This window comes from Streptomyces sp. NPDC002018, assembly GCF_042890865.1.
In the GTDB taxonomy this organism is placed as follows: domain Bacteria; phylum Actinomycetota; class Actinomycetes; order Streptomycetales; family Streptomycetaceae; genus Streptomyces.
Genome location: NZ_JBIASO010000001.1, coordinates 54,125 through 67,218, shown reverse-complemented (window position 1 = coordinate 67,218; position 13,094 = coordinate 54,125). Strand labels below are relative to the sequence as shown.

The following is a 13,094-nucleotide window of genomic DNA, read 5'->3' as shown; positions in this document are numbered from 1 at the left end:
GGGTCCGGACCGCCGCCCGGGGGCCGGGGGGCCTCACGGCCGGCCCGGACCCGCCCTCCGGGGCTTCCCCCGTGTGCCGTCCCGGCACCCGGACCTGCCGGCGGCCCGGACCTGCCCGCCCCTGACGGACCCGCCGGGCGCCGGGCCCGTCAGGGGCGGTCCCCGGCCGTGCGGAGCAGCGCGCGGGCGGTCTCCTGGAACAGGGCGTCCGCATCGGGAACACGCACGCCGCTGCCCGGACACCAGACGCGGCGGTCCCGCTCCGCCAGGTCGGTGAGCCGGTCGAGGTGCGGCCGCGACAGCGTTCCGGGGCCGAGGGCGGCGAGCGCGTCCAGGGCGCCCATCGCGTCGGCGTCGCTCTCGGCGGAGATCAGGGCCGCGTCCGCCAGATGCGCGCGGTCCAGGCCCGACGGGTCCACGGAGAGCAGGGCCAGAACCGCCGACGGCGCCAGTACGGGGTCGTCCAGTGCCTCTTCCAGGGCCGGGCGCAGCGGGGCGGCGGCCGGGCCGAGGAGGGCCGCGGCCCGCGCCGCCCTGACGAGCGTCCAGCGTGCCCAGTCGCTGTCCGCCTCCTCCAGTACGCGCGTGATCACGGGCAGCGCCACGCCCGGGTCGCCGGTCAGCCGCCGGAGAGCGAGCGCGATCTCCAGATCGGCGTCCATGCGGGGGATCGTCGTGTCGCTCGCGTCCGTGGCGAGGGCCGCCCGGAGCGACGGCAGCAGTACGGCGGCGTCCTCGCCCAGCCCGTCGACGGCAGCGGCGGCCTCCCGCTGCCGGTGGCGTTCGCCGGTGGCCAGCTCGACGGCGAGAACCGTCAGCAGCGGGCCGCTCTCCCCCGTGAGCCCGTGCAGTGCGCGCGCCGCCGCGAACCGCCCCTCCTCGGGCCCCGACACGGCGGCCTCACGCAGCGGTCCGACGGCCTTCGCGGGGTCGGCCGCCGCCAGCGCGCGCGGCACGAAGACGGGGAAGCGCCCGAGCGCCGCGAGGAGTTCGGGAAAGGCGGGCGCGGCACGCTCGCCCCAGCAGCTCAGCAGACGGGTGAGATGGATCGGCTCGTTCCCCGCGAGATCCGGATCGGCCAGCCGGGCCCGGACGGCGGTCAGCAGCTCCGGGTGGTACGGGAACGGCGCGGCGCTCCCCCGCTCCGGGAAACCGGCGGCCGCGCCGAGGGCCACGGGACGCTCGGGCAGATCACGGGCGAGCAGCGGGGCCGCCCGCTCCGGGTCGGCCCGGACCAGGGACGCGAGCGCGCGGTCCGCGAGCTCCCCGCCGCCGGCGGCGAGGACCTCCAGCGCGGGGGCGGCCGAGGCCGCGAGCGCGCCCAGCTTGTCGACGACGGACAGCGCCGGGCGCGCCGAGGACGGGTCCGCCAGCAGAAGGGTCAGCGGGGCCGCGAGCCGGGCCGGGGCCGTACGTGAGGAGTCGCAGGCCTCTTCCGCCGCCCACAGCGCCTCCGCCCGCACCTCGGCGTCCGGAGCGCGGAGCGCGGTGTCGAGCAGGGAGAGCGCCGCCTCACGGTCCTCGGGGGTCTCCCTGCTCAGAAGGGTGTCCACGATGTACCGGAACGGTTCCATCCGGTCCTGGTCGAAGCGGTCGGCGACCAGCGGGTCGAGCGGGAGCAGGGACAGCACGGCCTCCTGGTGCGCGGAGGTCCAGGGCAGCTCCGCGTCCAGAGCGCCGAGGACGGCGGCGATCCTCAGCTCCGCCGGTTCCCCGGCGCCGAGGGCCGCCGAGACCGCGGACGGCGCGGCCGCCGGGTCGAGCAGCACCGTCGCGGCCAGCAGCTCGGCCCGTACGAGCGTGTCCTTCTCGCGCTCCCCGCACCGCCGCAGCGCCGGAAGGACCTGCTCCGCCGCGTCCGTCCTGGCCGCCGCCCAGACCGCCGCCTGCCGCAGCAGCGCCTCGTCGGACGTCATGAACGGCAGGATCAGGGGCAGTTGGGCGATGACGGCCGTCCGGCAGCCACCGGCCCCGGAGCCGTCGGGCTCGTCCTCGCTCTCGGCCGTCCCGCCCAGCAGGAGCAGCAGTTCGAGACTCTGGACCCCGGCGGCGGCCAGCCCCGCGAGATAGGGCACGGCCCGCGCCGTGGCCCCGTACACCGAGCCCTGGTGGAAGATGCTGCCGTACAGCTCGCCCAGAGCCTCCGCCGCCTCTTCCTCGTCCTCGCTCGCCAGCGCCCGCAGCAGTCCGGGCACATCCTCCGCGCTGCCGTACGCGTGCTCCAACTCCGCCCAGGGCTGGGCGTCCAGACCGGCGAATACCTGTACGAGATCCATGCTCGGAATCGTGCCACGGGGGTCTGACAGTGACGCCGCGGACCGTGACGCCCGGCCCCGGCTTCCCCGGCCCTCCAACGCCCGCCCGGCTCACGCGGTCATCCGGCCTCCCGTGGCGGCCTCCCGTGGCGGCCTCCCGTGGATCGGCGCCCTGGGGCGCCCCGCGCCGACGGCGCCTCAGACCGCGTTGAGACCGCGCCCGCGCGCCTCGTCGTACGCCGCCCGCGACTGCGCGATCGTCACCCGATGACGCTCGGCCCAGTCCGTCAGACCCAGCAGCGAGGCGTGCAGTTCACGGGCGACCGCCGTCAGTTCGTACTCGACCTTGGGCGGGACGGTCGGATGCGCCGTACGGATCAGCAGCCCGTCGCGCTCGAGATTGCGCAGGGTCAGGGTGAGCATCCGCCGGCTGATGCCCTCGATGGAGCGCTCCAGTTCGGTGAAACGGATGGGCCCGTGGGCCGCGGCGATGATGATCAGGACGCTCCGTTTCCCGGCGACACACGGATCCTGCGGACAGCATGGGCCCTAGCGGCCGTCACACGCTGGCAGGAGCTAGCCGCAACGTACGTCTGTACTCCTGGGATCCGCTCCGCATCTTGCTGATCACAAGAGGGGCCCGCAGTCTGGCTTCGACGTGCCCCACAGCATCCCTCGACTGCCCCAGCCCCAGCCCCAGCCCCAGCCCCAGCCCCAGCCCCAGGGGCAAGATAGATCCATGTCGAGCCGCTGGAACATTGGCGTAAGCGAGCGGCCGCGTTGGGGGCATGTCTTTCGCGGCGTACGGGACAGCCCTTAAGTGACTGCCTCCAGTACTTCTCGCACTTCCCGAACTGAGGAAAACTCTTGGAGTCGTTCAACTACTGTCCGAATGCGTTCAGTGATGCGCTCAGAAGCGATGTCACCTGACATGGCAATCACTCGTGCTGCGGTCGCTGCCGATTCTTCGGGCTCGTTAGCATCTGCGTAAGCAATTGCCAACCACGAGGAGTAGAGGGCAAGTTCACGCGTTCGTGTGACGTCGTACCGGCTGAGCACCCTTTGCAGGGTTGGCACGGCACGTAGCGGTTTGTGCAGTTCGGTGTAGACCCGGGATTCCATGACAGTCAACTCGTCGTGTGATACCCAATACAGATACGGGGGCGATTCTTCCCCATCATTCTGGTCCAGGGCTTCTCTTGCCTGCGCAAGCGCACGCATTGCCGGCTGGGGCTCATGGGCCTGAGTGTGGGCCCACGCCAACCGGTCCAGCGTCAAGGCGCGAGCCTTGGGCGGCGCTCCATCAGTCAGTCCGACGGTTGCAAGCTGCACAGCCTTCGCGGCCTCGCCGTTGTTGCTCCACATGTAGGCCAGACTGCCTGCTAGGTTGCCAACTAGCGTTTCGGCGTTGGCTTGCTTGGCCGCACTTAAACCCAATTGGTAGATGCGTTGCGCCTCGTCTCGGCGGCCGGCATCCGCAGCAATGAACCCTGCAATCTGCGCGAGTTCGCCAATCTGGCAAAGCAATGCGTTGCCGATTTCCTCGGTGTGGGTGCTTTCTCGATAGAGCTTCACTGCGGAACGTAGTTCTCGTAAAGCAGGGCCGATCAGGTCGCCTCCCGCTAGAACATCGTCTGCCAGCCGTAGGCCGTGAATTCGACCTGCCAGACCTTCTACATCCCCCATGCCCACGCGCTTACCCTGCTTTGTCTTGAGGGGAGCGAGGGGTTCCCCTTCGGGCAGGAAGTCGTCAACTGTCTGCGGGGCGACGGACGGCGTGGCCAATGCTGCTTCGAACTCTTCGAGTGGCACACCGAGAGCAATAGCTAGCGCAGGTAGCCAATCGCGGGGCGTTCGCTTCCCCTTCTCGTACCGGTAGATGTCGCCTCGGGTGAGGGAATCAACCGGCACACCGACAGCGCGGCATATCTCGACGGCCAAGCGCTGCTGGCTCCAGCGCTTGGCGATACGGAGTCGCCGGATCATGTGGGCCAGGTTCTCACCGTGCATGCGTCCAGTGTGGCCTACATCGGGCCTACATGGGGCCGCTGTGCACGAGTTGGCAAGCCCGGAACCGTGGCAAACGAAAGAACCCCGCGACCGCGTGAACGGCCCGGGGCTTGGCCGGAGCTCGGTAGAGGAGCAACGACGTGAGAAACGGTATCTGGCAAAGGGGTGACGACGGAAGCGGTCTGTGGACATGTGCCGCCCGTCTTGCTGAGCCTTTGCTTCAACGCTTGTTCGAATCGGCGGAGAGCCAGCATCAGAAGGACCTCGATGGGCTTCCGGTGCCTGCGCTTCGGCGTCGCTTGATCGTCACGAACCGCGTAGTGGTCGTGGTGGATGGCCGGTTCACGCCTCGTAGTGAACAGTGCTCGCCGGTGTGGTGGCCCTATGACCGGTTGGGCTCCGAGCGCTGGGAGCGCGTCGGAGTGGCGCGGGAGCGGGGACGTCGGCGTGCGCTGTGGCTGGCGTGGGTGGCTGCTCATGGGGTGGGGATGTCCCATCATGACGCCTAGTCAGCAGGAAGGCGGCGGCACGGTAGCGGTGCGGTGGTCTGGGCATCCGCGCTGCGTCGGGATGGCTCGCGAGGAACTGCGCAAGACACTCGCTGGATGGGGGCTCTCGGAGTTGGAGGAGCACGCCGTACTCGTCCTCTCGGAGTTGCTGACCAACGCTCTGGAACACGGCTGCGAGGAGGGTGCTGGCGTCGAGACGCGTTACGTTTCGCGTCGGTGCGGGCTCCGTATCGAGGTGCGCGACGCATAGCCCGAAATGCCTGCCCAGCGGGAGCCTGAGCCGGGGGAAGTGAACGGGCGGGGGCTCGGGATCGTCGAGGCGCTGTCGGATCAGTGGGGCTGGTGGTACCAGCGCTGGCACGGCAAGACGGTATGGGCTGAGCTGTCGCTTCGTCCGGGTCCGGAGGGTGGCCTCCTCGATGGGGGATGAGAGCTACTCGGCTGCGGACAGGAGTCGGGTCGGGGCCCACGCCATGGGCAGTTCTGCAAGCGTTCGAGAAGCCTCCGACATTATCCGGCAGCCGTGCTGCTGTCCCATGTGCTCGCGCCCCACGGGCACGGCCGACCGCACGCGGGAAAACTCGTGCGCTGACGAACCGGACAGCGCGGCCATAGCGCGGCTCCGGCCCCTCATTCAGCAGGACACCGCGCGACGCCGTCACGAAGTTGGCTTTCTGGGGCGGCGGTTGTGACCGGCAAGCCCGTCCCGGGGGATCTCTCGCTGAAGCCTTTGCGGACCTCAACCGGTGCCACTCCTACCAAGAAAGTGACTGCCACCCCTTGTTCCGTGATCTAGCTCCACGCCTCACCTTTAATGACGGGACGTCGCGCTGCCACGTGTGCCACTGGCCCGTGAAACCGGAGGAACCCCACCGCAGGGTGTATCGGGATGCTCCTTCCGGTTCCGGCTGGTACGCGCTCGTACATGAGGACTGCTTCAAAGCGGTTGAGTACGAACAGCGCGAGTAGTTACGGGATGAGGGGCCCTGGCTGGATGTTCAGTACCCCGAGCCAGCTCAAGGGGAAATTCGAACCGCCTTTGAGTCGCCTTTTGAAGCAAGGGCGGGGCTATTCGTCGCCATGGTCCTCGCCATTGCAATTCTGAACGGGAGGTGTTCCTGTGCGCGACCGGTGCGCGGAAGAAACAGAGGTCGGTCCAGCGCTGCAAGAGGAGTGGGGTAGATGTCGATGCGAGCTGTCGCGGCTCATCGCCTTCGCCGGACTCCTCCTGCTGGCGGGGCGGCTCGGTGATCTCATCGGCGGACGGCGGATGTTCGTCTCCGGGCTCGCCGTGTTCACCGCGGCCTCGCTGCTCTGCGGGATCTCCACCGGCTCGGGCACCCTGATCGCCGCGCGTTTCCTCCAGGGCATCGGAGGGGCGATGACCTCGGCGGTCGTGCTGGGGATGCTGGTGGCGCTCTTCCCCGAGGGCCGTGACCGGGCCAGGGCCATCGCCGTGTTCAGCGCGGTGGGGGCCGCGGGCGGCGCGCTCGGCACGTTTCTCGGCGGCGCCTGCTCCGTACGGACAAGGTCCGCCCCGCGAAGGCCCCTACGGACAATCCTCGTCGCGCGAACCCCTCCGCGCAGAACCCCCGTACGGAGGAGCCCCGTACGGAGGAGCCGCACGGAAGAGGCCGCGCCGCGAGGAGCTGAGCCGGGAGAAGTCCGGTCGAAAGGCGGTCAACGGCCCACCCCCGCCGCGCTTCCCGCTCCGTCCCTTACTCGTTCTTCACATCCGAACGGCTGTACGGCCACCCCTCGCCCTTGGTAGGAAAGCTTCCTAACAGATAAGCGCAACCAGGAACGCTCCTCATGGAGGTCAAGGTGCCCACCCCCCACACACGCACTGTTCTGCTCGCACTGACACTGGTCGCCGTTCCCCTCACCGCCACCACCACGGCGAACGCGGCGCCGGACCCCGCCGGGGCCGCCCGTGCCGCCGTCGCACCCGCCGCACCCGCCGCCGCGGCGGCGACGGGACTCGACGACCCGGCGAAGAAGGAGATCGCCATGCGGCTCGTCTCCAGCGCGGAGAACTCCTCGCTGGACTGGAAGGCGCAGTACGGCTACATCGAGGACATCGGCGACGGCCGTGGCTACACCGCGGGCATCATCGGATTCTGTTCCGGTACCGGGGACATGCTGGACCTCGTCGAGCTGTACACCGGCCGCACACCGGGCAACCCGCTCGCCCCGTATCTGCCCGCCCTGCGGCAGGTCGACGGCACGGACTCGCACCAGGGTCTCGACCCGGGCTTCACCTCGGCCTGGAAGCAGGCCGCCAAGGACTCCGCGTTCAAGACCGCCCAGAACGACGAGCGCGACCGGGTGTACTTCAACCCGGCCGTGAACCGCGGCAAGCAGGACAAGCTCGGCACGCTCGGGCAGTTCGCGTACTACGACGCCATCGTGATGCACGGCGACGGCGGCGACAGCACCAGCTTCAGCGGCATCCGCAAGCGCGCGATGGCCCAGGCGAAGACACCGGCCCAGGGCGGTGACGAAAGGCAGTACCTGCGCGCGTTCCTCGACGCCCGGGTCTGGGCGATGAAGCAGGAGGAGGCGCACGAGGACACCAGCCGGGTGGACACCGCGCAGCGGGTCTTCCTCGACCAGGGCAATCTGAACCTGGACCCGCCGCTGGACTGGAAGGTCTACAGCGACAGCTTCCACATCGGCTGAGCAGGCGGCCTCCGGCATCCGGCACCGGCCCGGCCGGCCGGGGGCGCAGGACGGTGGTACGGGCACCCGGACCGGGGGCCCGTACCACCACCGCTCGGCCCGCTCGGCCCTCTCCGGATCGCTACCGCTCAGCCCGCTCGGCCCGCACCGGATCGCTACCGCTCAGCCCGCTGAGCCCTCTCCGGATCGCTCGGCCCGCTCAGCCCTCCGCGGCGATCCGCGCGAGGCGCCGCGCCTCGCTCCGGGTGGCGCGGGCGATGGCGTCCTCGTCCACCGTGGTCAGACGGTTGTCCTCGACCACCGTCCGCCCGTTCACCAGGGAGAGGGTGACGGGCGCGGCGGCGCCGAAGACCAGCGCGACGACCGGGTCCGCGATCGAGGCATGGGCCAGCGTGTCCATCCGCCAGAGCACGAGGTCCGCCAGCTTGCCCGCCTCGATCGAGCCGATCTCACCGGCGCGCCCCAGGACCTGGGCGCCGCCGTACGTACCGAGCCGGAGCGCCTGGCGTGCGTTCAGGGCGCTCTCGCCCCGTCCGCCGAGCCGGTTGATCAGCAGCGCGTTGCGCAGCTCGGTGTGGAGTTCACCCGACTCGTTGGAGGCCGTGCCGTCGACACCGAGGCCGACCGGGACCCCCGCCGCGAGCATGTCGGGAACCCGGGCGATTCCGGCGGCGAGCCGGGCGTTGGAGGACGGGCAGTGCGCGACCCCCGTACCCGTCCGCGCGAACGCCGCGATATCCGAGTCGTTCATATGCACGCAGTGGGCCATCCACACATCGGAGCCCAGCCAGCCGGTCGACTCGAAGTAGTCCGTCGGGCCCATCCCGAACCGCTCCTTACAGAACGCCTCCTCCTCCACGGTCTCACTGCCATGGGTGTGCAGCCGTACGCCCTTGCGGCGCGCCAGCTCCGCCCCCTGTTTGAGGAGTTCGGTGGAGACGGAGAAGGGCGAGCACGGCGCCACCGCGATCCGGGTCATCGCGTCGGACGCGGTGTCATGGTGGCGGTCGATGGTCTCCTCGGTCGCGGCGAGCGCCCCGTCGAGGGACTCGACGGCGAAGTCCGGGGGCAGTCCGCCGTCCGAGGAGCCGAGGTCCATGGAGCCACGGGCGAGGGTGAACCGTACGCCGGTCTCGGCGGCGGCCCCGATGATCGCGCCGGACAGATCGCCCGTGCCGCGCGGATACACATAGTGGTGGTCCATCGCGGTGGTGACGCCGCCGCGGGCCATCATCGCGAGTGAGCCGCGCGCCGCCGCCCGGACCATCGGCTCGTCGATCCGCGCCCAGACCGGATAGAGCGCCACCAGCCAGTCGAAGAGAGGGAGGTCGGTGGCGAGCCCCCGGGTGATCCACTGGTAGAAGTGATGGTGCGTGTTGACCAGGCCGGGGGTGACGAGATGGCCGGTGCCGTCGATACGGCGGACCACCCGCTCCAGCCCGGCCGGGGCCCTGCCCGCGCCGACCGACTCGATCCTGTTGTCCGCGACGACGACATGCCCCGAGGCGTACTCGGTGTCGTGCGCGTCCACGGTCGCGATGGCGCAGTTCTCGATGACGATGCGCGAAGCCGCCATGGGGGTCCTCTTCCTGCCGGCGGGGGGGTGAGGTGAGGTGGGTCAGAGCCGGGTGAGGTCGGCCGGGATACGCGGCTCGGCCCCGTCCCGCAGAACGGTGGCCTCGATCAGCCCGTAGGGACGGTCGGCCGCGAAGTAGACCTCGTTGTCGTTCTTCAGCCCGAAGGGCTCCAGATCGACCAGGAAGTGGTGCTTGTTCGGCAGGGAGAAACGGATCTCGTCGATCTCGCCGCGGTTCTCGATGACGCTCGACCCCATCTGGTAGAGGGTCTGCTGGAGCGAGAGCGAGTACGTCTCGGCGAAGGCGCGGAGTATGTGCTCCTTCGCCCGCGCGTAGGACTCGTCCCAGTCCGGCGTCCGTTCGGCGTCGCTCGACCAGTGGTAGCGCCAGCGTGCGGAGACCTCGGTCGCGAGGATCCGGTCGTACGCCTCCCGGAGCGTGGTGTACCGGTCCTTGGTGTACCCCCAGAACTCGGAGTTGGTCGAGTTCAGCACGGTCAGATCCGTCAGCCCCGAGACGACCTCCCAGCTCTCGCCGTCGAAGGTGATCTGGCTGACGCGGGTCTCCTGGCCCGTACGGACGAAGGAGTGCCGGGGCGGGTCGGCGACGCCCCCGCCGGTCCCGGCTCGCCCGCCGGCCGCGGCTCGCCCGTCGGTCCCGGCTCCCTCGTCGGTGCCGGCACCCTCGTCGGTGCCGATTCCGCCGTCGGTGCCTTCGGGGAGCTCGATGCGCTCCCAGGCGTACTCCTCGATCCGGATGCGCGCCCGGTGGATCGGCTCCTGGCTGGTCACGAAGTGCCGGGCGAGCTGGATACCGAACTGCTCGGCCGACTCGATGCCGTGCTCCTTGGCGAACGCGTACACCGTGTTCTTGGTGCTGTCGGTCGGCAGGACATGGGTGTTGGAGCCGGAGTAGTGCACATCCGCCAGGTCACCGGAGAGGGAGACGGAGACGTTCAGGTCCTTGATGTGATGCGTACGGCCGTTCCGCGTGATCCTGACGACGCGGTTCTCCGCTTTGCCGTACTGGTTCTGGCCGAGAATCGTGGGCATGGCCTGCTAGCTCCCTCGGTATACGGAGTAGCCGAACGGACTGAGCAGCAGCGGCACGTGATAGTGCTCGCCGGGAGTGACGGCGAAGGTGATCGCCACCTCCGGGAAGAACGGCACGCCGCTGTCCCGTGCGCGGGGGGTGTCATCCTGCCGCGCCTCGGCTTGGTCCCTGCTGACGAAATAGGCCTCGGTCCCGAAGCCGAGACGCACCTGTGCCGTACCCGCCGGCAGCTCCGGCAGGTCCTTGCAGCGCCCGTCGGAGTCGGTGCGCGAGCCGCCGAGCGCCACCCACTCGGCGCCGGAGCCGCTCCGGGCCGCGAGCGAGACGGCGACGTCCCCGGCGGGGCGTCCGACGCCGGTGTCCAGGATGTGTGTGGACACCGAGGCGGTGGTCGCGGTGCTCATGAGTCCTCCCCTTCCCCGGCGACCTCTTCCACGGGGTCCCCGGCTTCCACGGGGTCCCCGGCTTCCACAGGGCCCCCGGCGGCCGGGGCCACCAGGCCCTGCGTCACCAGACGGGTCAGCCGGATGCGGTTGATCTTCCCCAGCTCGACGCGCGCGACCGCGCGCTCCCGCTCGGGCGTGTGCGCCAGCCGCTCCTTCAGCGCGTCGCGCATCCCCTCGCCGCTCGCGCCGGTGGCGCAGATCAGAAAGACATGCCCGAAGCGGTCCTGGTACGCCAGATTCAGTTCGAGCATCTCGGCCCTCAGCTCCTCGGAGGCACCGGCCATCCCCCGCTGTTCGCGGGACGAGACGGGGTCCCCGGGCTTCGGCCGGCCGATCGGCGGATGCCCCGCCATCGCTTCGGCCAGTTCCGTGTCGGTCAGCTCACCCGTGGCGGTGTCACCGGCGGCGAGGAGGGCGTCGGCGGTGGCGTACGGGCGCCCGGCGAGCACCTTCCTCCCCCATGCCGCACTGGCGCACACCTCGTGCAGCGCGGCCAGGACCGCATGGTCGGAAGAGGTGTTGAACCGGGCCAGGCCCGGTGTCGCTGTCGAAGTCACGGGAGCCTCCGTGGCGGTGCTGGCGGGCTTCGCCCAGCTAACGCCCTCGGCGTCACGGCGTCAACACTTTGTTGAATTCTCGCCCGCGGCAGCCCCGCCGGGGGCGTACGGGGGCGCGTGTGTCCCGGCGCCGGAGGATGCCGTGGTGTGTGTCGGCCGGTATGACCTTTGCCCTCGTACGGGTGATACGGCCTCCCGATCACCGGCGCCGCGGGGCCGGTCGCCGGTATCTGTCGGGCCATGCTGAAAATCCTGGTGCGGGCCCTGACGGCCGCCGCTCTTCTCGTCCTGCCCCTGACCACCCCGGCCCCGGCCCATGCCACCGACGCACAGTGCTCCCGGTACCTCCAGGACCTGGGATACACCTATCCGCTCCTGGGCCTCCAGTGCCAGCTGGGGGCGGCCGGATACACCTACGCCTACCGGGACTGTGTGGAGGGGCTGGTGGACCGCCGCGTCCAGCGCGTCCACGCCTTCGAGGCGTGCCGTCTGGCCGCGGAACGCCGCTGAAAGACACCGGCGCCGACCACGGGTGCGACGCCACCGCGCCTTCATCCGGATCTAGAACGAGTGGGGATCTATCTTTCCGGTGACCAGGCCGACGAGGAACTGACGCAGCGTGGAGGCCGCGCCGGGCCGCTTGGCGCTCGCGGGGCTCTCGTCGGCCGCCGGCTCGGCCGGCGCGGGCAGGTCGTAGCCGGCCTTGAGTTCGTATCGGATGGGCAGGGACCGCAGGCCCCGGACGAAGGGCGAGGACCGCCAGGGAAGCCGGTCCACCGGGACCGCCAGTTCGAGCTGCTCGAACTCCTCGAAGAGGCACTCCAGGGCCAGGGTGGTGATGGTGGTGGCGAGTTCACGGGCCGGGCACTGGCGCGGGCCCGCGCCCCAGGAGAGATGGGCGCGCGTGCTGGTCGTCCGCTCCGCCGACGTGCCGGACGCGAAGCGTACGTCCGTGTGCGTGGCGGCCGTGGCGATCCACACCGGTTCGCCCGCCCGGATGAGGTACTCGCCCAGCCGCTGGTCGGTCACCGGGAACCGCGGTACGAAGTTGGACAACGGCGGTTTCCGCAGGGCGACATGGTTGACGGCCTCACGGATCATGCCGGCCGACAGGCTGGCGCGTGCGCGGCCGTCACCCGTGATGATCTCGACGACGGCGTTCGCGATGAGGATGCCTCCGTGGTCCGAGATCATCCCCATCAGCATGGTGAGTTCATGGGCCAGCTCCGAGGCCGTCAGACCAGGCCGCGCGGCCAGCATGTAGGAGGGGAAGTCCTCGCCCGGCCGGTTCCGCTTCTCCTCGCCGAGCCTGCCCATGGCGGTGAGGACGCGCGCGGAGGCCTCGGCGGAGCCCGGTCCCGCGTCGAGGATCCGCCAGATGTCCATGAGGGACTCGTCGTCGAGGGATCCGGAGGCGCCCAGGAGTTCACCGGCGACCATCAGGGGCAGCGGCCGGGAGAACTGCGCGGCGAGATCCGCCGTACCCGACCTGCCACCCTGCGCGATGAGCGCGATCAGCTCCTTCGCGGTCCGGCGGATGCTCTCCTTGAGCCTGCGGGTCCGCGGATGCCGCGGGTCCTGGAACGGTTTGAGCGCCGCGTCCCACGCGGCCCGGTAACCGGGGTGGCCGGCGCCGCCCCGCGCCATCATGTTCTCGGCCACCAGCGCGGGAGCGAGCGGCCAGTCGTCCGGGACACGGCCCTCGTTGCGGGCACGCCAGTACTGCATCCCCTTGGGCCACAGCGCGTCGTTCTGGAGCACGTGCAGGGCTTCCGGATAGCCGAGCACCAGCCAGACGGGGACACCCAGCAGGTCCACCGGCGCCACGGCGCCGTGGCGGCGGCGCAGCCGCTCGTGCACGAGGTCCGGGCGGTCCTGGTACTCCCGCCCGAGCAGCGGCTCGGGGCTCAGTTCTTCCAGAGTGGCATCCGGGGCGTGTCCCCCGCTGACTCGTTCCACGTCGGTCTCTTCCCACGGGGCGGTTCACCGCGCCGGAGGCGGGCCG

General features: G+C 70.4%; 10 protein-coding genes and 2 pseudogenes. 4 read left to right on the top strand and 8 right to left on the bottom strand.

All coding sequences use genetic code 11. The features are described 5' to 3' along the window. Nucleotides 1-149: 149 nt before the first annotated feature. From ACFYYH_RS00305 to ACFYYH_RS00295, 3 genes and pseudogenes are all read right to left on the bottom strand, one after another. A complete protein-coding gene (locus tag ACFYYH_RS00305; protein ID WP_388543796.1) occupies nucleotides 150-2,276 on the bottom strand; it encodes a hypothetical protein in 2,127 nt (708 codons plus the stop codon). A gap of 177 nt (nucleotides 2,277-2,453) precedes the next feature. Next, nucleotides 2,454-2,777 (bottom strand): annotated as a pseudogene (locus ACFYYH_RS00300) (winged helix-turn-helix transcriptional regulator); the annotation flags it as partial. A gap of 294 nt (nucleotides 2,778-3,071) precedes the next feature. Then, nucleotides 3,072-4,265, bottom strand: a complete 1,194-nt coding sequence (locus tag ACFYYH_RS00295) for a helix-turn-helix transcriptional regulator (protein ID WP_388543794.1) — start codon at nucleotides 4,263-4,265, stop codon at nucleotides 3,072-3,074. A 498-nt stretch (nucleotides 4,266-4,763) separates the two neighbouring features. Here ACFYYH_RS00295 and ACFYYH_RS00290 point away from each other — a divergent pair, with 498 nt between their 5' ends. From ACFYYH_RS00290 to ACFYYH_RS00280, 3 genes and pseudogenes are all read left to right on the top strand, one after another. Beyond that, nucleotides 4,764-5,024, top strand: coding sequence for an ATP-binding protein (locus ACFYYH_RS00290; RefSeq protein WP_388543792.1), 261 nt, complete (start codon nucleotides 4,764-4,766; stop codon nucleotides 5,022-5,024). A 912-nt stretch (nucleotides 5,025-5,936) separates the two neighbouring features. Further along, nucleotides 5,937-6,287: pseudogene (locus ACFYYH_RS00285) on the top strand (MFS transporter); the annotation flags it as partial. 299 nt (nucleotides 6,288-6,586) lie between these two features. Further along, on the top strand, nucleotides 6,587-7,456 hold the full coding sequence (locus tag ACFYYH_RS00280) for a chitosanase (protein ID WP_388543790.1): 870 nt from the start codon (nucleotides 6,587-6,589) through the stop codon (nucleotides 7,454-7,456). 199 nt (nucleotides 7,457-7,655) lie between these two features. On the opposite strand, the gene ACFYYH_RS00275 is transcribed toward ACFYYH_RS00280, so the two are convergent. The 4 genes from ACFYYH_RS00275 to uraD are packed head-to-tail and all read right to left on the bottom strand — an operon-like array spanning nucleotide 7,656 to nucleotide 11,089. Beyond that, nucleotides 7,656-9,032: an 8-oxoguanine deaminase gene (locus tag ACFYYH_RS00275; RefSeq protein ID WP_388543788.1), complete on the bottom strand. Its 1,377-nt coding sequence runs from the start codon at nucleotides 9,030-9,032 to the stop codon at nucleotides 7,656-7,658. 42 nt (nucleotides 9,033-9,074) lie between these two features. Then, the gene (gene pucL, locus ACFYYH_RS00270) at nucleotides 9,075-10,085 is read right to left on the bottom strand and encodes a factor-independent urate hydroxylase (RefSeq protein ID WP_388543786.1); all 1,011 of its coding nucleotides are present in this window, start codon (nucleotides 10,083-10,085) and stop codon (nucleotides 9,075-9,077) included. 6 nt (nucleotides 10,086-10,091) lie between these two features. Continuing rightward, nucleotides 10,092-10,490, bottom strand: coding sequence for a hydroxyisourate hydrolase (uraH, locus tag ACFYYH_RS00265; protein WP_388543784.1), 399 nt, complete (start codon nucleotides 10,488-10,490; stop codon nucleotides 10,092-10,094). Further along, nucleotides 10,487-11,089 (bottom strand): 2-oxo-4-hydroxy-4-carboxy-5-ureidoimidazoline decarboxylase, encoded by a 603-nt coding sequence (uraD, locus tag ACFYYH_RS00260; protein WP_388543782.1) that lies wholly within the window; start codon nucleotides 11,087-11,089, stop codon nucleotides 10,487-10,489. The genes uraH and uraD overlap by 4 nt, the downstream gene beginning before the upstream one ends. A gap of 240 nt (nucleotides 11,090-11,329) precedes the next feature. Here uraD and ACFYYH_RS00255 point away from each other — a divergent pair, with 240 nt between their 5' ends. Further along, nucleotides 11,330-11,599, top strand: coding sequence for a hypothetical protein (locus ACFYYH_RS00255; RefSeq protein ID WP_388543779.1), 270 nt, complete (start codon nucleotides 11,330-11,332; stop codon nucleotides 11,597-11,599). A 51-nt stretch (nucleotides 11,600-11,650) separates the two neighbouring features. Here the strand turns inward: ACFYYH_RS00255 and ACFYYH_RS00250 are convergent, their stop codons facing one another. Then, on the bottom strand, nucleotides 11,651-13,048 hold the full coding sequence (locus tag ACFYYH_RS00250) for a cytochrome P450 (RefSeq protein ID WP_388543777.1): 1,398 nt from the start codon (nucleotides 13,046-13,048) through the stop codon (nucleotides 11,651-11,653). Nucleotides 13,049-13,094: the final 46 nt, after the last annotated feature.

Excerpts from the sequence above, each read along its gene's own strand:
- ACFYYH_RS00305 (WP_388543796.1), bottom strand. The coding sequence starts at position 2,276 with ATGGATCTCGTACAGGTATTCGCCGGTCTGGACGCCCAGCCCTGGGCG.
- ACFYYH_RS00295 (WP_388543794.1), bottom strand. The coding sequence starts at position 4,265 with ATGCACGGTGAGAACCTGGCCCACATGATCCGGCGACTCCGTATCGCC.
- ACFYYH_RS00290 (WP_388543792.1), top strand. The coding sequence starts at position 4,764 with ATGACGCCTAGTCAGCAGGAAGGCGGCGGCACGGTAGCGGTGCGGTGG.
- ACFYYH_RS00280 (WP_388543790.1), top strand. The coding sequence starts at position 6,587 with ATGGAGGTCAAGGTGCCCACCCCCCACACACGCACTGTTCTGCTCGCA.
- ACFYYH_RS00275 (WP_388543788.1), bottom strand. The coding sequence starts at position 9,032 with ATGGCGGCTTCGCGCATCGTCATCGAGAACTGCGCCATCGCGACCGTG.
- pucL (WP_388543786.1), bottom strand. The coding sequence starts at position 10,085 with ATGCCCACGATTCTCGGCCAGAACCAGTACGGCAAAGCGGAGAACCGC.
- uraH (WP_388543784.1), bottom strand. The coding sequence starts at position 10,490 with ATGAGCACCGCGACCACCGCCTCGGTGTCCACACACATCCTGGACACC.
- ACFYYH_RS00255 (WP_388543779.1), top strand. The coding sequence starts at position 11,330 with ATGCTGAAAATCCTGGTGCGGGCCCTGACGGCCGCCGCTCTTCTCGTC.